The 21,584-nt window shown below is 65.1% G+C and carries 19 protein-coding genes and 1 tRNA gene; 9 read left to right on the forward strand and 11 right to left on the reverse strand.

What is annotated here, in order from left to right; genetic code table 11:
* Nucleotides 1–41 precede the first annotated feature (41 nt).
* The 4 genes from I6F12_RS20305 to I6F12_RS20320 form a co-directional block, all read right to left on the reverse strand.
* Entirely contained in the window at nucleotides 42–1,691 is a 1,650-nt protein-coding gene (locus I6F12_RS20305; RefSeq protein ID WP_225124813.1) for a dipeptide ABC transporter ATP-binding protein, read from the reverse strand.
* A gap of 129 nt (nucleotides 1,692–1,820) precedes the next feature.
* Nucleotides 1,821–2,708 carry an ABC transporter permease gene (locus tag I6F12_RS20310; protein ID WP_036029754.1) on the reverse strand — a complete coding sequence of 296 codons (888 nt, stop codon included), beginning with the start codon at nucleotides 2,706–2,708 and terminating at the stop codon, nucleotides 1,821–1,823.
* An 18-nt stretch (nucleotides 2,709–2,726) separates the two neighbouring features.
* On the reverse strand, nucleotides 2,727–3,668 hold the full coding sequence (locus tag I6F12_RS20315) for an ABC transporter permease (RefSeq protein WP_225114725.1): 942 nt from the start codon (nucleotides 3,666–3,668) through the stop codon (nucleotides 2,727–2,729).
* Between the two features lie 221 nt (nucleotides 3,669–3,889).
* Nucleotides 3,890–5,020, reverse strand: coding sequence for a M20/M25/M40 family metallo-hydrolase (locus I6F12_RS20320; protein WP_036015323.1), 1,131 nt, complete (start codon nucleotides 5,018–5,020; stop codon nucleotides 3,890–3,892).
* Nucleotides 5,021–5,287: 267 nt separating this feature from the next.
* Between I6F12_RS20320 and I6F12_RS20325 the strand changes: the two genes are divergently transcribed.
* On the forward strand, nucleotides 5,288–6,895 hold the full coding sequence (locus I6F12_RS20325; RefSeq protein ID WP_036015319.1) for an ABC transporter substrate-binding protein: 1,608 nt from the start codon (nucleotides 5,288–5,290) through the stop codon (nucleotides 6,893–6,895).
* Nucleotides 6,896–7,276: 381 nt separating this feature from the next.
* Here the strand turns inward: I6F12_RS20325 and I6F12_RS20330 are convergent, their stop codons facing one another.
* Nucleotides 7,277–8,527, reverse strand: coding sequence for a multidrug effflux MFS transporter (locus I6F12_RS20330; RefSeq protein ID WP_225157091.1), 1,251 nt, complete (start codon nucleotides 8,525–8,527; stop codon nucleotides 7,277–7,279).
* Nucleotides 8,528–8,853: 326 nt separating this feature from the next.
* Here I6F12_RS20330 and I6F12_RS20335 point away from each other — a divergent pair, with 326 nt between their 5' ends.
* A complete protein-coding gene (locus I6F12_RS20335) occupies nucleotides 8,854–10,164 on the forward strand; it encodes a hypothetical protein (RefSeq protein WP_225157092.1) in 1,311 nt (436 codons plus the stop codon).
* A 10-nt stretch (nucleotides 10,165–10,174) separates the two neighbouring features.
* Here the strand turns inward: I6F12_RS20335 and I6F12_RS20340 are convergent.
* Nucleotides 10,175–10,263 (reverse strand) — tRNA-Leu (locus I6F12_RS20340).
* A gap of 173 nt (nucleotides 10,264–10,436) precedes the next feature.
* Between I6F12_RS20340 and I6F12_RS20345 the strand changes: the two genes are divergently transcribed.
* A complete protein-coding gene (locus tag I6F12_RS20345) occupies nucleotides 10,437–10,859 on the forward strand; it encodes a twin-arginine translocation pathway signal (protein ID WP_225157093.1) in 423 nt (140 codons plus the stop codon).
* A gap of 25 nt (nucleotides 10,860–10,884) precedes the next feature.
* On the opposite strand, the gene I6F12_RS20350 is transcribed toward I6F12_RS20345, so the two are convergent.
* Both I6F12_RS20350 and I6F12_RS20355 read right to left on the reverse strand, forming a co-directional pair.
* Nucleotides 10,885–12,087, reverse strand: coding sequence for an FAD-dependent monooxygenase (locus tag I6F12_RS20350; RefSeq protein WP_225132671.1), 1,203 nt, complete (start codon nucleotides 12,085–12,087; stop codon nucleotides 10,885–10,887).
* 20 nt (nucleotides 12,088–12,107) lie between these two features.
* On the reverse strand, nucleotides 12,108–12,353 hold the full coding sequence (locus tag I6F12_RS20355) for a zinc-finger domain-containing protein (RefSeq protein WP_008562814.1): 246 nt from the start codon (nucleotides 12,351–12,353) through the stop codon (nucleotides 12,108–12,110).
* Nucleotides 12,354–12,660: 307 nt separating this feature from the next.
* Here I6F12_RS20355 and I6F12_RS20360 point away from each other — a divergent pair, with 307 nt between their 5' ends.
* Together I6F12_RS20360 and I6F12_RS20365 are read left to right on the forward strand one after the other, a co-directional pair.
* On the forward strand, nucleotides 12,661–13,797 hold the full coding sequence (locus I6F12_RS20360) for a hypothetical protein (protein ID WP_225124824.1): 1,137 nt from the start codon (nucleotides 12,661–12,663) through the stop codon (nucleotides 13,795–13,797).
* Between the two features lie 117 nt (nucleotides 13,798–13,914).
* Complete coding sequence (locus I6F12_RS20365; protein WP_225157094.1) at nucleotides 13,915–14,670, forward strand: alpha/beta hydrolase; 756 nt, start codon at nucleotides 13,915–13,917, stop codon at nucleotides 14,668–14,670.
* 257 nt (nucleotides 14,671–14,927) lie between these two features.
* On the opposite strand, the gene I6F12_RS20370 is transcribed toward I6F12_RS20365, so the two are convergent.
* Nucleotides 14,928–15,995 (reverse strand): tripartite tricarboxylate transporter substrate binding protein, encoded by a 1,068-nt coding sequence (locus tag I6F12_RS20370; protein WP_225157095.1) that lies wholly within the window; start codon nucleotides 15,993–15,995, stop codon nucleotides 14,928–14,930.
* Nucleotides 15,996–16,097: 102 nt separating this feature from the next.
* On the opposite strand from I6F12_RS20370, the gene I6F12_RS20375 reads away from it, so the two are divergent.
* Nucleotides 16,098–16,904, forward strand: coding sequence for an IclR family transcriptional regulator C-terminal domain-containing protein (locus I6F12_RS20375; RefSeq protein WP_225157096.1), 807 nt, complete (start codon nucleotides 16,098–16,100; stop codon nucleotides 16,902–16,904).
* A gap of 162 nt (nucleotides 16,905–17,066) precedes the next feature.
* Here the strand turns inward: I6F12_RS20375 and I6F12_RS20380 are convergent, their stop codons facing one another.
* The gene (locus I6F12_RS20380; protein WP_225157097.1) at nucleotides 17,067–18,002 is read right to left on the reverse strand and encodes a LysR family transcriptional regulator; all 936 of its coding nucleotides are present in this window, start codon (nucleotides 18,000–18,002) and stop codon (nucleotides 17,067–17,069) included.
* A 107-nt stretch (nucleotides 18,003–18,109) separates the two neighbouring features.
* Here I6F12_RS20380 and I6F12_RS20385 point away from each other — a divergent pair, with 107 nt between their 5' ends.
* Nucleotides 18,110–18,523: a hypothetical protein gene (locus I6F12_RS20385; RefSeq protein WP_225157098.1), complete on the forward strand. Its 414-nt coding sequence runs from the start codon at nucleotides 18,110–18,112 to the stop codon at nucleotides 18,521–18,523.
* A 124-nt stretch (nucleotides 18,524–18,647) separates the two neighbouring features.
* On the opposite strand, the gene I6F12_RS20390 is transcribed toward I6F12_RS20385, so the two are convergent.
* Nucleotides 18,648–20,006, reverse strand: coding sequence for a hypothetical protein (locus I6F12_RS20390; protein ID WP_225157099.1), 1,359 nt, complete (start codon nucleotides 20,004–20,006; stop codon nucleotides 18,648–18,650).
* A gap of 274 nt (nucleotides 20,007–20,280) precedes the next feature.
* On the opposite strand from I6F12_RS20390, the gene cysE reads away from it, so the two are divergent.
* Nucleotides 20,281–21,105, forward strand: a complete 825-nt coding sequence (gene cysE / locus I6F12_RS20395) for a serine O-acetyltransferase (RefSeq protein WP_145640657.1) — start codon at nucleotides 20,281–20,283, stop codon at nucleotides 21,103–21,105.
* Between the two features lie 130 nt (nucleotides 21,106–21,235).
* Nucleotides 21,236–21,454: a DUF3126 family protein gene (locus I6F12_RS20400; protein ID WP_007602550.1), complete on the forward strand. Its 219-nt coding sequence runs from the start codon at nucleotides 21,236–21,238 to the stop codon at nucleotides 21,452–21,454.
* Nucleotides 21,455–21,584 lie beyond the last annotated feature (130 nt).

Genomic DNA, 21,584 nt, shown 5'->3' on the forward strand with positions numbered 1-21,584 from the left:
GCTCATCGCTTCGCGATGCCCCGGAATGACAGAGGAGAGAGCTACAGTGTCGCCCCCACGCCCTCGGCCACCGGCCTGAAGTTCGCAAAATCCCAACCCCGCCCGGGCGCCGCATCCAGCAGCGCCTTGGTGTAGGCCTCCTTAGGATGCGTCAGCACTTCGGCGGCCGGTCCCTGTTCCACGACGCGGCCGTGCTGCATCACCACCACCTCGTCGCAGATCTGGGCTGCGACACGCAAATCGTGGGTGATGAACAGGATGGCGATGCCGAGCCGCTTCTGGATCTCGTCCAGGAGCTCCAGCACCTGCGCCTGCACCGAGACGTCGAGCGCGGAGACCGCTTCATCCGCGACCAGCACGTCCGGATCGAGCGCGAGCGCCCGGGCGATCGCGATGCGCTGGCGCTGGCCGCCGGAGAATTGGTGCGGATAGCGCGACACTGCATCCGGCGGCAGGCCAACCAGCTCGAGCAACTCGCGCGCCCGCTTCATCGCGTCGGCGTGCGCCACGCCGTAATTGACCGGGCCTTCGGCGATGCTCTCGCCGACGGTGACGCGCGGATTGAGCGAACGATAGGGATCCTGGAATACGATCTGGATCTTCTGCCGATGCGGCTGCAACAGGCGGCGCGAGATGTCGGCGATCTCGCGGCCGGCGAGGCGCACGCCGCCGGAAGTCGGATCGATCAGGCGCACGATGCAGCGCGCAACCGTCGACTTGCCCGAGCCGCTTTCGCCGACGATGCCGAGCGTGCGGCCCTTGCGCAGGGTCAACGTGACCTTGTCGGCAGCGACGACCTCGCGGCCTTTGCCGAAGAAGGCGCGCTCCTTGTAGACCTTGCCGAGCTCGTTGGCCTCCAGCACCACGGGCTCGCGGGTTTCCTCGCGCGGCGGGCGCGGCACCAGGCTCGGCACCGAGGAGAGCAGGTTGCGGGTGTATTCCATGGTCGGATTGCGCAGCACGGTCTCGAGCGGACCGGTCTCGACCAGGCGGCCCTGCCGCATCACCGCGACGCGATCGGCAATCTCGGCCACCACGCCCATGTCGTGCGTGATGAACAGCACGGCGGTGCCGTGATCGCGCTGGAGCTCGCGGATCAGGGACAGGATCTGCTTCTGCGTGGTGACGTCGAGCGCGGTGGTCGGCTCGTCGGCAATGAGCAGCTTCGGCTCCAGCACCAGCGCCATCGCGATCATGATGCGCTGGCGCTGGCCGCCGGAGAGACGGTGCGGGTAGGAGGCGAAGATGCGCTCGACCTGGGGCAGGTGGACCTGCTCCATCATGTCGAGAATGCGCTTCCTGCGCGCTTTGGCATCGAGTTTGGTGTGGGCGCGGAGCACCTCGTCGATCTGGCGGCCGACCGGAACCACCGGATTGAGCGCGGTCATCGGCTCCTGGAAGATCATCGCCATCTTGGTCGCGCGCAGCTGGCGCAGGCGGCGGTCGGTGGCGGTGAGCAGCTCCTCGCCGACCAGCTTCACGCTGCCGCCGGTTGGCACCAGGGTGCCCTTCGGCAACAGGCCCATCGTGGTGAGCGAGGTCACCGACTTGCCCGAGCCGCTCTCGCCGACGAGGCACAGCGTCTCGCGCTCGCGCACCTGGATCGAGATGCCGTCGATGATGTTGGCGCCTTTCGGCTGCTTGCCGATGGAGACGACGAGATTGTTGATGTCGAGGATGGTGTCGGTCACGTCAATTCTCTCCGTCATTCCGGGGCGCGACAAAGTCGCGAGCCCGGAATCCATCGGGCCGCAGCACGCGTGGTGAAATGGATTCCGGGCTCGCGCTACGCGCGCCCCGGAATGACAACGCTACTCGCATCACTTCCCCTCCCGCTGCTTCATGCGCGGATCGAGGGCGTCGCGGGCGGCGTCGCCGATCAGGTTGATGCTGAGGATGGCGATGGAGAGCAGCAGGCCCGGCCAGAAGATCAGCGATGGCTTGATCTGGAAGTACTGGCGGCCCTCGGCCATGATGTTGCCCCAGGTCGGCGTCTCCGGCGAGATGCCGGCGCCGAGGAAGGAGAGGATCGCCTCGGTCAGGATGGCGCTGGCGCAGATATAGGTGCCCTGGACGATTAGCGGCGCGATCGTGTTCGGCATCAGGTGGCGCCACATGATCTTCGGCAGGCTCGAGCCGACCGAGATCGCGGCCTCGACGTAAGGCTCCTCGCGCGCCGACAGCACGACCGAGCGGACCAGGCGTGCAACGCGCGGAATCTCGGGGATCGTGATCGCGATCAGCACGGTCCAGAGGCTGGCGCCGGACAGCGACACCACGGCGATCGCGAGCAGGATGCTCGGCATTGCCATCAGGCCGTCCATGACGCGCATCATCACGGAATCGACCAGCTTGAAGAAGCCGGAGACGAGGCCGATCGCCAGCCCGATGGCGATCGACAGGATCGCCGCACCGATGCCGATCAGAAGCGAGATGCGGCCGCCATAGATCACGCGCGACAACACGTCGCGGCCGTAGGCGTCGGTGCCGAGCAGGAACTGTGCGGAAGATGGCTTGAGCCGCTGCGACGGGGCGAGCTGGATCGGATCATGCGGCGCGATCAGCGGCGCGAGGATCGAGACCACCACGATCAGCGCGAGCAGGCACGTCGCGGTGGCGATGATCGGGGTCGAGGTGAGGAATCCGAATCGCGGCCGCAGCGGCGACGTGATCGGAATGGAGGACTGGGGAAGGGTATCGACCGACATTTTGTTCTTGTCCTTGCCTCAGTACCGGATCCGGGGATCGAGCAGGGTGTAGGCGACGTCGATGAGAAGATTGACGACGACGTAGATCAGCGAGGTCAGCAGGATCATCGCCTGGATCACCGGATAGTCGCGCGCCAGCACCGCGTCGACGGTGAGACGCCCGATGCCGGGGATGTTGAACACGCTCTCGGTGACGACGACGCCGGAGATCAAGAGCGCAAAGCCGGTGCCGATCACGGTGATCACGGGCACGGCGGCGTTGCGCAGAGCATGGCGCATCATCACCGCAACCTCGTTGATGCCCTTCGCGCGCGCCGTTCGCACGTAGTCTTCGCCGAGCACGTCGAGCATCGCCGCACGCGTCATGCGCGCGATCAGTGCGACGTAGATGAAGGACAGCGCGCAGGTCGGCAGGATCATGCGCTCGAAGAACGGACCGAAGCCGTTGAAGATGCTACGGAAGCCCTGCACCGGCACCCAGCGCAGCTCGATCGCGAAGACCTGGATGAGGACATAGCCGACCACGAAAACCGGCACCGAGAAGCCGAGCACGGACAGACCCATCACGAAACGGTCGATCCAGGTGCCGTGCTTCCACGCCGCGATCACCCCCAAGGGAACTGCGACGACGACGGCGAGGATGATGGTGCACAACGCGATCGAGATCGACGGCTCGACGCGCTGGCCGATCATCTTCATCACCGGCAAATTGGAGATCAGCGACGTCCCGAGGTCGCCGTGCAGCAGCTTGTTCACCCAGGTGACGAACTGCACGATCAGCGGCTCGTTGAGGCCGAGCGATTCGCGGATGCGCTCCAGCCGTTCCGGGGTCGCGTTGTCGCCGGCGAGGATCGCGGCGGGATCGCCGGGGGTGAGGCGGAGCAGGAGGAAAACGAACAGCGCGACCACGCCCATCACGGGCACGGCGGCGAGAATTCGGCGAAGGAGATATCCGAGCAAGTTGGATCCGTCAGTTTAGAGTCAAATTGGGCAGGGCTCTTCGGCCAGCCTGCCATCAGCCTAACATTTCAGCAATTCCCGTGCCACGAGGGCCACAGTTTTTGCGGTGCAGCCAATCTTCGTAGGGTGGGCAAAGCGGAGCGTGCCCACCTGCTTTCGGTCGGGAAAACGGTGGGCACGGCGCTTTGCGCCTTTTGCCCACCTACGGGATCGCTTCGCGATCACTCCAGCGTCGCCAGCAGCCCCGCCATCAGCCGTCCTCGCTCAGCGAGACTCTCGACTTCGATATACTCTTCGAGCGTGTGGACATTGCCGCCGCGCACACCGAGGCCGTCGAGCGTGGGGATTCCCATCGCGCCGGTGAAGTTGCCGTCCGAGCCGCCGCCGGAGCTTGCATGCGGTAATTCCATGCCGAGAGATTTGGCAATGCCGCGGGCCTTCTCGTACAGCGCCATGGTGCCGGCATTGGGCTCCCAGACCGGCCGCGTCACGCCGCGCGTGACCTTGAAGCTGACGTCGTTGCTGGTGCCGGACAACGCCAGCATCCGCTCGACGCCGCGGTCGAGATCGGCCTGGCGCTTGGCCATGGAGAGCGCCTCGCCCGTCGCCGTGGTAGCAACGCAATTGACCCATTGGCCGCCATGCACGACGCCGACCGAGAAGGTGCAGTCCTCCGTCGTCATGGCGTCGATCGCGAGGATCTGTCGCGCCATCTCGCGGATCGCCGAGCGTCCCGAGGACAGCGTCGCGCCGGCGTGGCTCGGCCGGCCCGTCGCTTCGAGGTTGAAGCGTGCGATGGCGTAACGTCCGGTGGTGACGCCGTTGTCGGCGCGGCCGGGCTCCGGCACCAGCACGTATTTGTTGCGCGCGGCTTCCGCCTCGATGATGTCGCGCGTGGAGGGCGTGCCGACTTCCTCATCCGGCGTGAACAGCACGGTGATCGGCAATGGGGTCGTGAACGAGGCGCGTGCCAGCTGGCGGATGGCTTCCAGCGAGAGGTAGTTGCCGCCCTTCATGTCGTAGATGCCGGGGCCATAGCACTTGTTGCCCTCGCGCCGCCATTTCAGCTTCTCGATGGTGCCGACCGGGTGGACGGTATCCATGTGCCCGGCGATCAGGATGCCGGGCTCGCCCTGCTTCGGATGGGGGAAACGCGCGCGGATGACCCCGCCGAAGCCCTGGCGGCCGGCGATGCGCTCGATCGTCGCACCCATGATCGCCATATCTCGCGCTGCGATATCGAGCATGCGGTCCACGGCACCGGCATCCCAGGTGGGGCTTTCGCATTCGATCCAGCCGCGCAGGCCTTCGAGCATGGCCTCGGAATCAAAGGGAAGATTGGCAGGATTCATCTCAATGTCTCTCAAGCTTGGAAAGATGGAACGCGCATTGCATTGGCGCGGACGGGACAAGCGGAGGGTGTTGTAGAGCCAAACCGATCTTTGTGGAGCCCGTGCGCGCGCCGCAAGGGCTTGCACCGAAACCGGATTGACGCGCTTCACCCTGTCTGCAAGTCTCGAAAGACGAAGGCATTGCATGAGGTTAGTTCGCCCAACGAACGAACCTCATGCTCAACCAATAACCTGCCTTTGAACAGTTTCACGTCAGGAGAACTTTCTATGTTCCACTTCATGCGCCGGGGGCCTCGCGCGTTCGCCTCCACACTTGCGCTGTCGGTCGTCGCGCTTTCGACCGCGCTGGCCTCGCCGGTGCTCGCGGCCGGCAAGACTCTCACGGCGGTGCTGCATTCGGATTTGCGCATCATCGATCCGATCTTCACCACGGCCTACATCACGCGTGACCACGGCTACATGGTTTACGACACGCTGGTGGCCACCGACTCGAATTTCAAGGTCCAGCCGCAGATGGCGGACTGGAAGGTCTCCGACGACAAGCTCACCTACACGTTCACGCTGCGCGACGGCCTGAAGTGGCATGACGGTGCGCCGGTGACGGCGGAGGACTGCGTCGCTTCGCTGAAGCGCTGGGCTGCGGTCGACGGCATGGGACAGAAGCTCATGGACTTCACCGCCAGCATCGAGGCGACCGACCCCAAGACCATCACGCTGAAGCTGAAGGAGCCCTACGGCCTGGTGCTCGACTCCATCGGCAAGCCGTCCTCGCGCGTCGCCTTCATGATGCCGAAGCGCCTTGCGGAGACGCCGCCGGACAAGCAGATCCCCGAGCAGATCGGCTCTGGTCCGTTCAAGTTCGTGCAGGGCGAATTCCAGCCCGGCGTGAAGGCGGTCTACGTCAAGAACACTGACTACGTGCCGCGCAAGGAGCCGGCGAGCTGGACCTCCGGCGGCAAGGTGGTGAAGGTGGACCGCGTCGAGTGGATCACCATGCCGGACTCGCAGACCGCGGTGAACGCGCTGCAGTCGGGCGACATCGATTTCATGGAGAACCTGCCGTTCGACATGCTGCCGGTGCTGGAAGGCAACAAGGAGCTCACCATCGAGGTTCTGAACAAGTTCGGCTTCCAGACGCTCGGCCGGATGAACTTTCTGCATCCGCCGTTCGACAACGTGAAGGTGCGGCGTGCTGCCTTGCTGGCCCTGAACCAGAAGGACGTGCTCGACGCGCTGGTCGGCAACGCCAAATATCAGAAGATCTGCGGCGCGTTCTTCATTTGCGACACGCCGCTCGCAACCGATGCGGGCTCCGAGACCCTGGTCAAGGGGAACGGCATGGCGCAAGCCAAGAAGGCGCTCGCCGAGTCCGGCTATGACGGCACGCCGATCGTCATCATGGCCCCTGGCGACGTCACGACGCTGAAGGCGCAGCCGATCGTTTCGGCCCAGCTGCTGCGCGAGGCCGGCTTCAAGGTCGACCTTCAGGCGACCGACTGGCAGACGGTGGTGAGCCGCCGCGCCAGCCAGAAGCCGCCGAAGGAAGGTGGCTGGAACATGTTCTTCACCAACTGGGTCGCGGCCGACGTGTCCAACCCGATCGCCAATCTCTCGATCGGCGGCCAGGGCAAGAAGGGCTGGTTCGGCTGGGCGGAGGACGCCAAGATCGAGCAGCTCAAGGACGCTTTCGTCCGCGCGGCCTCGGTCGACGATCAGAAGAAGATCGCCGCCGACATCCAGAAGCAGGCCTATGAGCAGGTGATCTACATTCCGCTGGGGCAGTATCTCATCCCGAGCGGCTGGCGCAAATCGCTGACGGGCGTGCTCGACGGCCCCGCGACGCCGGTGTTCTGGAACATCGACAAGAAGGAATAAAGCATGATCCGGAAAAGTGCGAAGCGGTTTTCCGGAAAGATCATGCGCAAACAACAACCTAAAGCGCGATGACGATCATCCGAATCTCATCGCGCTTTACGCGCCGCGCGCCTTGCAGGTAAATACGAACGGCGCCGCAGTTTCCTGCGGCGCCGTTTTCTATGAGGAGGTCTGTGATCGCGCTCGTCTAGCAGTGGCTGTCGCGCAGCTGCTCGAGCCCTTCACTCACGAATGCCAAGCTCGAGTCCATTCGTTCATCGGAACGAGGCTGCGAAATCGGCCGTTCGATCTCGGACGCGGGCTGATCCGATCTGTTCTCTTGTTCCATCTCGCCAATCCTCTGAATTGCTGCAGTACAACATCGCGAGGGGCGGGAAGTTCCTAGCTGATCGGGCGATGATGCGGCCTGAACAGCCGCCCTTTCTCCACCACCAGCACGATCGCGAGCGCGGCGAGCGTCGACAGGAAGAAGCCGATCGAGAACGGCAGCAGCGTGCCGTCGAAGCTCTGCCCGATTGCCATGCCGACCACGATCCCGATCAGCGTGGTGATCGAGCCGTACAGCGAGGAGGCGGTGCCGGCGATGTGGCCCTGCGGTTCCATCGCCAGCGCGGTGAAGTTGGCGACCATCATGCCGAACGAGAACATCATCAGGGCCGAGAGCACCATGAACAAGGCGAGCGACAGCACGCCGAGGCTTTCCGTCAGCAGCATCACGCCGGCCACGGCCGTGTAGAGCGTCAGCGCGCCGTGCGAGATCACGCGCATGCCGATCCGGCCGACCAGCCTCGCATTGAGGAAGCCGGCGATGGCTGTGCCGGCGGCAATCGCGGCGAAAGCCAGCGGGAAATATTGGCCGAGATGATAGATGCCGGTGAAGACCTGCTGGGCGCAGAAGACATAGGCGAACAGCGCGCCGATGACGCTGCCGGCGGCGGTGGCATAGCCGACGGTCTGGCGATGGGTCAGGGTCTGCCGGAATGCCGAGAGCACGTCGGAGGGCGCCAGCGACCTGCGCTTCGACTCGGGAAGCGTCTCGGGCAGCCGCAGCACGCACCATGCGAGCGCGAGCAGGCCGTAGAGCATCAGCACCACGAAGATGCCGCGCCACGCCGTCACCAGCAGCACCGCCTGTCCGAACGAGGGCGCGACCACGGGCACCGCGATGAAGATCATCATGGCGAGCGACATCACGCTCGCCATGATGCGGCCGACATAGCAGTCGCGCACGATCGAGGTCGCGATCACGCGCGTCGCCGCGGTGCCGAGCCCCTGGAGCGCACGCGCCAGCAGCAGCGTCTCGAACGAGGGGGCAATGACCGCCAGCACGCTCGCCACCGCATAGACCGCCATGCCGCCGAGCAGCACCGGTCGGCGCCCGAAGCGGTCCGACAGGGGACCCATGACGAACTGACCGGCGCCGAAGCCGATCAGGAAGGTCGACAGCACCAGTTGCAGATGGTTCTCGACGGGAATCTTGAAGGCGGCGCCGATATTGGGCAGCGCCGGCAGCATCATGTCCATCGCGAGCGGATTCAGCGCCATGATGGACGCGATCACGATGACGAATTCCGGAAAACCCATTGGGCGGTGTCCCGAGGACACCCAACCGTCGGCATTGACGTCGGACAAGAAGCTTACCCCTGCAATCAAGCGAGTTATCTAGGCCCGATGCTGCGTTGCACAACCCATGTTTCGGGATGGCTGGCAGGCGGAGCAGGAGCGGTCAAAAACGGGTGAGGGCCCGTCGCCGGCCTGATGGGCCATCCGGGACCTCGTCGCCGCGCACATCGAAGCGTTTTCCAAGCCGCGTCGTTGGAGGGCTGGGCCTGCAACCAGGGATTCACCATAAGATCGGGCGCGGCACGCCGGGGAGATGAATCGGCAACCCGTCCTGTCCATTGTCGCTGGAGCGGCTGCCGCAACGGCGCCGCGAGAAGCCAAACAGGGTATCGCCCGTGTCCGACATATCAGGTGCAGCACGATGGTTCGCGCCTGCGGCCAAGGCTGCCAGGCGCAACGTCTGGCTTGCCGGCGTGGTCACGCTGACCGCGCTGCTGGTGCTCGGTAATCTCGCCAACGATGCCGCGCTCGACCTGCCCTATGGCTGGGACGTCCGGGTCAATTGCGCGGCGGTCGATGCGCATGCCGACGGGCTCGATCCCTACTTCGTCAAGAACCTGAAGGGCACCACCTATTCTTATCCCTATCTGCCGGCGACGCTGGACGTCTTCCGTCCCCTCTGCGGGGGCGGCGTTCTGCTCGATCATTACCGAAGCATCTTTCTCGTCCTCGCCGTGCTCTGCGCGCTGCTTCTGCCCGGCCTTGGCCGGACGCGTGCCAGCGCGCGCGATGCTGGCTTGAAGGTGCTCTGCGCGCTCGGCGCGTTCGTCGGTTTCGAATTCGTGGTGGCGTCGGGGAATTTTGCGCTGCTGAGCGGAGTGCTGACCGCGATCGCGCTGAAGCTCCTGCTACGCCCGCTCGCATCCGAACAGAATTCGAACTTTTCCTCGCGCCTCGCCGGCGCGGCGCTGCTCGGCCTCGTGACCTCGTTCAAGCTGGTGTTCGTCCCGGTGCTGGCGGCGCTCTATTTCCTGCCGCTGCCGCGTGGCCGCAAGCTGGCCTTGATCGCGGTGGCCGCGTTCGCCTTCGCGTTGCCGCTCGCGCTGTCGCGCTTGCTGTATCCCGATCTGTTCGCGAGCTGGCTGCTCGCGATCGCAGGACAAATTCCCGGTCAGCATGCCGTCGGTCTCGTGGAGACCAATCCGTCGCTGTTGCTGCTGGCGCGCGACCTCATGGCCCAGGCCGGCTTCGGTGACGGCAAGCCGTCGATGTTGGCGGCCTACGCGTTCGCGGCACTCGCGCTCGTGCTCGTGCCGTTCGCGCTGTCCGTCCTGCGCGCGGCCGCGAGCGGACCGGTGCGCGAAGGGGCATCGTTCCTGACGCAGCTCGATCGCTGGCTGATGGATCACCCGCGCACGGGCATGCGCATCACGGTGCTCGCCATGTTCGCGCTCTATCTCAGCTCGCCGCGTCTGAAGGAATATGCCTTCTTCGAGCTCGCGCTTCTTGCCGCGATCCTTATCGTCGATCTTCCGTCCCTGGCGCTCGCCGCCATCCTCGGCATCGGCCTCGCCTTTCCGGCACTGGTCTCGCTTCTGGGCGCGCCGATCGAGGGCACCTTCATCCTCCTCGTCATCGCGCTGATCTGCTTCTGGATCGTGCTGCTCGATTTCCGCGCAGAGCCCGAGCGCCTCGAGCAAGGGTGATACAAGCTAGTGGTGCGGGCAGCCGGGGTCGAACCGGCACAGCGCTTGCGCACCGAGGGATTTTAAGTCCCTTGCGTCTACCAATTCCGCCATGCCCGCTTGATCCAACGAGATCAAACACTTAAGTCCGTTCCGGCGGTCTGGAATTGGCGCGTTTCGCCGCCGGAGGGACGGTTCTTCCTTAAGCGAGCCGGGGGCGCAAGGCAAAGCCTCAATCCGGACATCTGTTGCTGCTTTAGGCATTCTCAATCCACGGGGGCTATTCATCCGGCATGGCTGCTTCGTTTTCCTTTTCGCTGCGCGGCTTTGGCGCGCTGTTCGCGCTGCTTGCGGCTGGCCTCGCGCTGTCCGGCTGCGCCGGCGTGAGCGAGACGATCGCACCGGCCTTTGCCGATCCCGCCAAATACGAATTGTACGACTGCAAGCAGCTTGAGACCGAGCGCAAGGACCTCGCCAAGCGCACCGCCGATCTGCAGCGGCTGATGGAGAAGGCCGAGACCGGGGCCGGCGGCGCCGTCGTGTCCGAACTCGCTTATCGCAACGATTATATCGCCGTGCGCGGGCAGGTCCAATTGGCCGAGGATGCCTGGCGCCGCAACAGATGCCGGGAGACGCCGCCCGAGGCGCCGCCGCCTCCGGCATCGCCCGCGGCCAGCGCCAAATCCGCGTCGCAATCCGGCAAAGCGGCCCGCTGAGGCGCCGCGCCGGCGGCGCGCCGCATCAAGGCCGCCAGCCGTAGATCCAGTCCTGTCGCGCCAGCATGCGCTGCGGGCCGAGCGCGCGGATCGCAAGATCGCGTGCGAGCGCGAGCGGCCCATTGAGATGATAGATGCGGCCCTGCTGCCGCGCGGTCCGCTGCACCCGCCGCACCCGCGCCTGGCGGGCACGGCCGTATTGCGTCAGCGCGGCGGCAACCGCTTTGCTGCTCTCGGCGGCCTCCAGGCTCAAATGCCGGGCGAGCACGGCGGCATCCTCGATCGCCATGCCGGCCCCTTGGGCTGCGAACGGCAGCATCGCGTGCACGGCATCGCCGAGCAGCGCCACCGAACCTTTGCTCCAGGGGCAGCCGTCCGGCACGCCGAACAGCGCCCATTTGCGCCAGCTGTCGACCGCGGCGAGCAGCATCCGCGCCGCCGGCGGCCAGCGCGGGCCGGCAAAGGCGTCCATCACCTCGCTGATATCGCCGGGCGTGCTCCAGCCCGGCCGGTTCCAGGTGCCCGGCAGCACCGCGACCACGTTGATCTGGCGCCCGCCCGCAATGGGATAGGCGACCAGATGGGCGTTCGGTCCCATCCAGAGCTGCACCCGGCGCGCGGTATAGTCCTTCGGCAATTGCGTGGCATCGAGCGTGCCGCGCCAGGCGATCAGGCCGGAAAAGCGCGGCTGCACCTCGGGAAACAGATGCTGGCGCACCGTCGACCAGATGCCGTCGGCGCCGATCAGCGCGCTGGCGAGATCGCTGCGGCGGATCGTGCCGCTGCGATGGACCACGGTCAGGCCCTTGGCGTGAGGCGCGACGTCCTCGAAGGTCGCGCCCAGCTTCAGGTCGATGTCGGGATGGTCGGCGACGGCGCCGGCGAGGGCCGCTTGCAGGTCGGCACGGTGCACCACCCAATAGGGCGCTCCGGCGCGCAGCGAGGCGGCTTCGCCGAGCGGCATGCGCAGCAGCTCGCCGCCGACGCGCGCGCTCATGATCGAGAGCGCTTCCGGGGTGACGGCGCGCAGCTTGAGGCGTTCGGTGAGGCCGAGCTCGACCAGCACGCGGCTGGCATTGGGCGAGAGCTGCAGGCCGGCGCCGACCTCCTCGAGGCGTTCGGCCTTCTCCAGCACGACGATGCGGAAGCCGCGGGCGGCGAGCGCGAGCGCGGCCGTCAGGCCACCGATGCCGGCACCGGCGACGACGATCGTTCGGGAGAGCGCCACCCCTTAACCGATGGACGCGGTCAGGCCACCTTGTCCTTCAGCACACATTCCGGCGGGCGGGCTTCGCCGGGCTTCAGGTCGGCCGCGAAGCGGTACAGCGTCGAGCAATAGGGGCAGATGATCTCGTTGTCGTTGCCGAGGTCGAGGAAGACGTGCGGATGGTCGAACGGAGGATTGGCGCCCACGCACATGAACTCTTGCGAGCCGATCTCGATGACGGGGACACCGGCATCGTTATGGAAGTGCGGGACGACATGGTCGGACATCGAAGTTCATCCTGGAGTGGCAATGGCGGCAGATACAATCACGAACTTACGCGGCATCTTTGAGGCGCTGCGGACCATACTGGCGGGTACAGGTGATTGCTAGTCCAGCGGAACCGAAAAGCTTCGCAAGCGCCCCATGCTCATTTGCTCATGCAAATTCGACACAATCTTGCGCGCCTAGAGAAGCCCTTCTTTCGTCGGGGACGTTGTGTCGCAATTTTGGCATACTATCTCTGTGGTTGCGTGAAACCGGGACGAAAGACGTAGTGTTCCGCGCAAGCGATCTCAGGGCATCCGGGCTTTCCACATGAAGTGGCTGCGAATCAGTACGGCGTTGGCGGGAATGGCCGTGTGCGGCTTCGTGCTCGCGCAGGTGGCGCCGCATGCCCGCGAGGCCGGCGCGATCCTGGCCGCCCAGGATGATCCGGTCGCGCTCTCCGAGCTGAAGCTCGATGCACTGCTCCGGCACAACGACCGCCTGGTTCAGGACAATATCGAGGCCGCGCTCGCGGCCGGCGATGCCGATCTCGCCGACAGTTTCGTCACGCTGGCGCGCGAGCGCAACATCGCGCTTCCCGACGACCTCTTGAGCCGCGTCGCTGATGCCGTGAAAGCGGAGAATTCCACCGCGCATTTCGCCAAGCGCTTCGCCACGGGTCTCGTCACCGGCAACGCGGACGATGTCGCCAGCTTGTCCGGGACCGTGGCCGGCGATCTCTTCGTGTTCGGCGACATCAGAGACGTGGTGCGCGAAGGCAAGCACCTCGCCATGGGCGAGGACACCGACCGCCTCGTGCTCTCCCTTGCGGCGGCCGGCCTTGCGGTGACGGCGGCAACCTACATCTCCGTCGGCGGTGCCGCGCCGGTGCGCGCAGGACTGACGCTGGTGAAGGATGCGCGCAAGCTCGGACGGCTCGGCGAGGGGCTCGCCGCATGGGCCGGCCGGTCCGCGCGCGAGGTCGTCGATGCGCCGATGCTGCGGAACGCGGTGGCATCGGGCTCGGTGCTGCGCCCTGGCCAGACCGTGAGCGCGATCAAGGCCGCGTTCCGGGCCGAGAAGGCCGGTGCGCTGGTCCGGCTCGGCAAGGACGTCACGCGCGTCGCCGGAAAGACCGGCACGCGCGGGGCCATGGATACGCTCCGCATCGCCGAGGGCCCCAAGGACGTCGCGCGCGCCGTGCGGCTTGCGGAAGCGCAAGGCGGCAAGACGCGCGCGATCATCAAGCTGCTCGGCCGCGGCGCGCTGCTGCTCGTCGGCGGCGCGTTCGATCTGGCGATGTGGCTGTTTGGCGCGGTCGTGACGCTGTTCGGCCTGCTCTCCTCCATCAAGGCGACCACCGAGCGCCTGACCCAGGCCTGGTGCGATCGCAGGCGAGCGCGGCGGCTGCGCCGCGCGCAGATGGCGGCCGATGCTGCTTTGGCCAACGCGGCCGCGACGGCCTGAGGCGCGATCCGCCTCGGGCTATTGTTTGAGCATGATGTTGCCGGAAAACCGCTGCACACTTTGCCGGATCGTGCTCTAAGATCGCGTCATTCCCCTCAACACCTCACGGAACTGCTGATGCCGAGCTTTCACAACGGCGCCGTTGAAATTGCCTATCTCGACGAAGGCGAGGGCGATCCGATCATCCTGGTGCACGGCTTTGCCTCCAGCAAGAACGTGAACTGGGTCTATCCGACCTGGGTGTCGGAGCTGCGCAAGAACGGACGCCGCGTCATCGCGCTCGACAATCGCGGCCATGGCGAGAGCGCAAAGCTCTACGAACCCGCGCAATATTCTATACCCGTGATGGCCGGCGACGTGCTCGCACTGATGGATCACCTCGCCATCCCGCAGGCCGACATCATGGGCTATTCGATGGGCGGGCGGATGACGGCCTGGCTCTCCCTCAACGAGCCGCAGCGCCTGCGCTCGGCGATCCTCGGCGGCATCGGCATCGGCGGCCTGATCGAGGGCAGCGGTCCCGGCGAGAACGTCGCCAAGGCGCTGGAGGCGCCCGCGCTGGACGACGTCACCGATCCCGTCGGCCGCACGTTTCGCGCGTTCGCCGACCAGACCCGCTCCGACCGCCGCGCGCTCGCCGCGTGCCTCCGCGGCACGCGCGATCTCATGACGAGACAGCAGGCCGCGCGCATCGAGGTGCCGGTGCTGATCGCGGTCGGCAGCGCCGACGATGTCGCAGGAAGCGCCAGCGCGCTCGGCGCGATCATACCGGGTTCCGAAGTGCTCGATATTCCCAATCGCGACCACATGCGTGCAGTCGGCGACAAGGTTTACAAGACCGGCGTGCTCGATTTCCTGTCACGCCGCGGCTGAGGCGATCTTGGCTGAGGCGATTAGGTCGTTGCGCGATTATCCTGAAATGTCCCACCACAGGTGGGCCATCTGAGTGACTGCCAACGCCATCATGCGCAGATATCTGGCGTCTGCTAAGGGCCCTGATGAGACGAGACGTCGGCTCGAAGCTGGTAGGATAGGAACGTCGGCAAAGGGCCAGAAACTGACGTTCAGCATAATCATCACAGCAAGCTTCTGCTGCATTTCACATTTGGACTATGCCGACCATTCGACAGTCACTCGGGCATCTTGATTCCTGCCTCCTTCACGACCTTGCCCCAGTGCGCCATCTGCGACTTGATGTGCGCGCCGAACTCGGCAGGCGTACCGCCGGCCGGCTCCGCCGCGATTTTCGCGAATGCTTCGCGCACGCTCGGCTTCGCCAAGGTCTTGTTGGTAGCCTCATTCAACCGGGCGATGAACGCTTCGGGCGTTCCGCTCTTCACTACAAAACCGATCCAGTCCGCGATAACCAGCTCCGGAAATCCCTCCTCGACGACGGTGGGGACGTCTTTTATGGCCTCCATGCGCACTGGCGCCGTAACGGCAAGCGCCTTGAGTTTGCCGGAGGCAATCAGGTCGAGAACAGGCAATGGCGTGACGAACTGATACTGATTGGTACCATTGAGGAGATCCCCGATCGCCTGCGGCAGGGCGCGGTAGGGAACGTGGGTTACGCGCACGCCAGTCTGCAGCCTGAATTGTTCCCCGACGAGATGTGCTGGCGTGCCGATCCCTCCCGATGAGTACGTGACCTTGTCGGGCTGGCTTTTCAGCAAGGCGACAAGCTCCTTCATCGACTTGGCGGATACCGACGGATTAGCAACCAGCACGTGATTTGCCGTCATGATCTTGATAACCGGTGCAAAATCGGTGTCATGACGAAAAGCTGCGTTGGGCAGCAGTGCGGGAGCGGCGGAGGCGCCGAGTGTAAAAGCCAGGATGGAGTGTCCATCCGCCGGTTGCTTGAGAACTTCGCCGGCCGCAATCGTCCCGCTGCCCCCGGGTTTATTCTCGACGACAATTCGCCAGCCCTCGCTCTGCACCAGTTCGTTAGCGATGATACGGGTGATGATGTCCGGCGGCGCGCCAGCCCCGCCTCCGACGAAGATGCGGATCATGCCTGACGGGTAGGACTGCGCGCTCGCGCATTGGCCTATTGCTGTCAGGCTCACTGCCAGCACAACACGCGCCCACAAACGGACGCCATTAAATGCCGCTAACGCCATCTCATCCTCCTCGGCCACTGCCGGATGTTCGCAAGGATTGAGCTTCACTCGGACGGAAGCCACGGAATTCGGCAACGGTTCCGCCAGGCGGAACAGCCCATTCCGCTCTCCGGAACGCTGGACTCCGGGGCGCTGAACGGGAAAACTGGCTGGGCTGACGGACGACGGGAACGGGCCATGCCAAAAGTCGAAACGATCAGGGGATTGGAGCGGGGACTGCAAGTCCTCAAGTTTCTCCACACGGAGCCAATTTCGTCGCTGCACGACATCCATATGGCGACGGCGATATCGAAACCCAGCCTGCTGCGCATCCTCAATACGCTTGAGCAGGCGGGCGTGGTCGCGAGGCGCCTCGCCGATGGTCGCTACCGGCTCAGCGCGTTCACCGACGTGGCACGAAAGCGAGATCGGCACGACCGCGTCTCCGAGGCAGCGGCGCCCGTGATGGCCGAGCTATGCCGCAAAGTGAAGTGGCCGTCCGACCTGTTCGTTCCGGCCGGCAACTGCATGGAACGACGCGAGACAAGCTTTCCGCACAGTCCGTTCGTGCTGCTTGGGCATACTAGCCGGGTCGGTGGACGCGTGGGGTGGTTGATGACGGCAGTCGGCCGCGCTTACCTGGCGTGGTGTCCGGAAAAGGAGCGGCAGGCCACGTTGCGCCTGCTCCACAATTCCAGCAACCCGGAGGATTGGCTCGCGCGCGACCCGAGAAAGCTCGAGCGAATTCTAACCGAGGTGCGGCAGCGGGGTTACGCGACTCGCGACTCAAGCTATGTGGCAGGCCGATACGCGGAAAGCCCGGCTGACGACGGAGCAGCCGCTATCGCCGTCCCGCTGTTCGATGGCAGGCGTGTTCACGGCGCGCTCAATTTTCGCTGGATCAGGAGCGCGTTCACGGTGGAGGAATTCGCCGCCCGGCACCTTGCCGACCTGCAGGACGCTGCGCGCGAGATCCTGGGCTCACTTCAGAGCCGTAAAAGGTAGCTAACCTTGTGCGTGTATGATGGAGCAGTCCGCTATGGTCACGAGCGGACAAATCGGCGGACATCGCGGAAGTCGGCCATGGGCCAGGAGGGGGCTCGCCTACTAATCCCTAGCACCTTTAGCTCAGTTTCCCGGCGCCTCAATTCGGTGACGACCGCTGCCTCATACCGCCTTGTCGCTGAACGCGGCGGGAAGCGTGTTGAGGAATGACATGACGCGCTGCGTGCGCAGGGGCGGGCGGCGGCCCGAGGTGCGCAGCATCCAAAGGGGTTCCCCAGGCGCGCGCCAGGGCGCCATCACTTCGACCAGTCGGCCGGCGCGAAGGTCTTCGCCAACGAGCCACGATGGCCCCCAGCCGACCCCGAACCCGTTCGTCAACAAAGCGAGCGAAGCGTGCGCGTCGTCGCAAATGTGCTTGGGTTTGGGCGTGACGCGAATGGGTCCTTTGCCGCGCGGGTCGGCGAAGCGCCAGGTCAGGATCTGACCGCTTGCGGGATTGCGGAAGCCGACGTGGTCGTGCGCGGAGAGCTCAAAGGGAGTGGCCGGCGCGCCGCGCGCTTTCAGATAGGCAGGCGAGGCGCAAGCGATCCAGGAGAAGGTGCAAAGCCGCCGCGCCTGATGGCCGGGCGCGCGGTCGAGCGGCCCTGTGCGGATCGCGACGTCGACGCCTTCCGCCGCGAGATCGAGTATCTCGTTGCGGAATTTGACCTCGATCTCGATTTCCGGCCGTTCCCGCAGGAACGCGGGCAGTCGCGGCAGGATGCAGGCGCGCGCGAACGAGGCGGGGGCGGTCACGCGCACCCGTCCGCCATCGTCGCGCGCGACTTCGCCGAGTGCGGATTGGACACGGGCGAGACTTTCGGCCAGCGCGCGTCCCGCCGTCATCAGCCTGTCGCCCTCTTCGGTCAGCGCCAACGAATGGGTGGAGCGATGCAAGAGCCGCAATCCGTGAGCCTGTTCGAAGCGGGCGACCGCCTTGGACATCGCCGATGTGGTCGTCCCCGCCCGCCGCGCGGCTTCGGCGAAGGAGCCTGCCTCGACCACGCGGACGAAGGCGAGGAGGCGCGAGAGATCGGGAGGCAAAGTCGTTGTGGACATGAAGTCCACATAATCATGGCCGTGCAGTCACTACAAGCGCCGGCCTCGAACGGCTAAGCAGGGAGCGTCAGCACGCATTCTGCGGCGCTGGAAACGCGGGAAGTCCCATGAACCTCGTCGAAATCACGCTGCAAGCCCTCGACGCCGCCGAGCGCGCGATCCCACCCGGCCAGCCGGTTTATATGCTCAATCTGCTGCGCTACCGCGCGCAGGCGCGTTACGAGGACGGCTTTGACGCCGCGCCCTGCTCGGGCCGCGAAGCCTTTCATGAACGCTACAGGCCGGCATTCCGGCGTCTGGCGGCCGGTAAGCCGATCGCGCCGATGTGTTCCGGGCCGATCCTCGCGAGCCTCGTCGGCTCGCCGGGCGAACGCTGGGACGAAGCGGCGATCAATGAATACGGTGATTTCGCCACCTTCCGCTCGATCGTCGACACCGAGACTTACCGGCGCGAAGTCGCGCCACATCGGCACGCGGCGCTCGAGGAATTCCGCCTGTTCGCGCTGGCCAAGGCGACGTGAAATGACGACATTGCGGTCACCTCGAAAAGACGAGGCGCGTGCTCAGGTCGTCCGAAAAGTCATACGCGATAGCCCTGCGCTAGCGGGAGAGGGGCGTATCTCGTTGTCGCGATCAAACCAAAGTTCATTCCGCTTTGGCATCATCGCCCCAACGCCGCGCCAGCGCCATCAGCACCACGAACGTCGCAACCCACACCATCCGCGCGCCGTAGCGGTCGTGGGGCCCTGAGATCACGCCGCAGATGAAGGCGTTGCCGAGCAGGGCCAGCGTCACGGTCGCCGCCAGCAGCGTCAGATCGTCCAGCCGGCGGTTCGCCAGCGCATGGCCGAGCAGCGCGAGCAGCGCCAGCATCGAGGCCAGCGCGACGGGGACATGCAGCCAGTTCACGACATCGAAATTGACACCCCAGTTCTGCTGCCGCGCCGCGCGCATCGGAACGGCCTGTGCGGGGATGTAGCGCTCGATGATGCCGCGGGTGTGCGGGATCCAGCCGTTGGTGCCTTCGCCGGTCGCCACGTGCAGCAATTGCTGCCCCATCGCGCGGAGTGCCGCGCCTGCCTGCCAGGCCGGATAATCCTTCAGCGACTGCACGACGATGATGCCCATCTCCTCATTCATGCCTGCAAAACGGCCGAGCGTGTTGAACACGCTCTTGCCCCACAGGAATTCGTCGGCGCTCGCCGGCAGCTCGTTGCGGTAGGGGCAGAGCTTGTAGCGTTCGCGCGGGCAACGGTCGTTGAGATATTGCGCAACGATGCCGTCCTGCATCATGCGGCCGAAGGCGACGCCGTAGCCGCCGGGCGTCCAGGCCAGCTTGCCGGACAGCGCATAATTCGCGGACACCAGCATCAGACCGCCCGCAACGATGGTGAGGCTCGCTTGCGTCAACCCGGCGAGCGGCAGCCGCCCGCCCACGAAGGGCCGCACCATCCAGCCGGCGACGCAGAGCCCGAGCAGCACGCCCAGCGTGGCGCTGTGGGTCGCGGCGGCAAAGGCGGAGAAGACGAACATCGCGATCTTCTCGAGCGCCGAGGTGCGGCTTGCGCCGACCACCAACAGGAACAGCGACAGCACCGCGAGCCCGGCAAAGATGTCGGTGAGCAGCATGCTCGCAAGCCAGGGCAACGCGGTCGACAGCATCAGGGAGAGGCTGATCGCGACGAAGCGGAAGGTCTGCATCAAGCCCAGCACGCGAAGCGTGAGCTGCAGCAGCCATAGCGTCGCCAGCGACTGGGCGGCGAGGTTGATCCAGAAGCCGAAACCCTCGCCATAGTGCAAATAGAGGCCGAACACCGTGGAGCGGCTGGGGACGAGATAGCCCTCGTACCAGCGCGCGAGATAGCCGCCGGTATCCCATTGCAACAGCGGATAGCCGTTCCAGACCGCCGGCGCGATCATCAGGAGGGGCAGGGCCATTGCGGCCAGCCGCAGCCAAAAAGAGCCCGCGGCGCGCGCGCGCAGTTGATCGGTGGTGATGGTCAAATCGGCTCTGCCCCCGCTCGGATCATGCCCGCAATAACGGTTGGAGGCGAATTCACCAATAGTTTGACGCCGCCCGGCTTGAATTTGGCGAAACTCTGACCACCTTGAGCCGACCTTGCCGCTCGGGGCGTCAGAAGAAAGTCTTGTTTATCAATGGCTTGGCTTGCTCTCCGAGGCAAGGCACTGTTCACTCTCAGGCAAGCCCGTCAGGACTTTGTCGCCTAGACTGTGCTATAGAGCCAACAAAATCAGCCAATTCGAAAGAGCAGATCCCATGGCAGTGCATCAGGTCAATCCGGGAGGAAAGCTCGCATCGCTCGATCCGATCTGGGACCGGATCCGCAGCGAAGCGGAGGACATCGTCCGCCGCGAGCCGGAGCTTGCGACCTTCATCTATTCGGCGGTGCTGCATCACGGCCGGCTGGAGGATTCGGTGGTCCACCGCGTCGCCGACCGGCTCGATCATTCCGCGCTGTCGGGCGACCTGGTGCGCCAGGCCTATATCGAGGCGCTGCGCGACGACCCCGATCTCGGCAACGCCTTCCGCGCCGACCTCGTCGCCGTCTACGACCGTGATCCCGCGACCTCGCGCTTCATCGATCCCTTGCTCTACTTCAAGGGCTTTCATGCCATCCAGACCCATCGCCTCGCGCACTGGCTCTATCTGAAGGGCCGCAAGGATTTCGCCTATTACCTTCAGAGCCGATCCTCGGCGGTGTTCCAGACCGACATCAATCCCGCCGCGCGCATCGGCCGCGGCATCTTCCTCGACCACGCCACCGGCTTCGTCTGCGGCGAGACGGCTGTGATCGAGGACGACGTCTCGATTCTGCACGGCGTCACGCTCGGCGGCACCGGCAAGGAGAACGAGGACCGTCACCCGAAGATTCGCCACGGTGTGCTGATCGGCGCCGGCGCGAAAATTCTCGGCAACATCGAGATCGGCCATTGCGCGCGCATCGCCGCCGGTTCGGTCGTCGTCAAGCCGGTGCCGCACAACGTCACGGTCGCGGGCGTCCCGGCCAAGATCGTCGGCGAGGCCGGCTGCGCCGAGCCGTCGCGCACCATGGATCAGATGATCAACGCGATGGGGCTCTGAGAGAGCCTTGTTGCTGCGAAGGGTCGGATTCTCCGGCCCTTTTCTTCGCCAAATTCTTTGACAATTCGTGCTGGCGGTTCGCCGCATCTCGTCCTAAAACCCGCCGACCATTTTCGATCGGAGACTTGCCGTGGACGTCAAAGAAGTCAGAAAGTTAGATGCGTATCTGAAGCGCGTATTCGGCAATCCCAAGATCCGCGTCGTGCCGCGGCCGAAGAAGGACGATTCTGCCGAGGTCTATATCGGCGAGGAATTCATCGGCGTGCTCTTCGTCGACGACGAGGACGACGATCGCTCGTTCCAGTTCCAGATGGCGATCCTCGAGGACGACCTGGTCGATCAGGAATAGTTTATCCTCGTCCTTGCGAGCGCAGCGACATTTTCGACGTGTGCGGCGCTCTTTCGTGTCCCGGACGCACTGCAACGCCATCGGCGTTGCGACGCAGAGCCGGAACCCAGAAGCCCACGACGCAGTCGGC

The sequence above is a fragment of the Bradyrhizobium sp. IC4059 genome, from assembly GCF_020193615.1.
In the GTDB taxonomy this organism is placed as follows: domain Bacteria; phylum Pseudomonadota; class Alphaproteobacteria; order Rhizobiales; family Xanthobacteraceae; genus Bradyrhizobium; species Bradyrhizobium yuanmingense.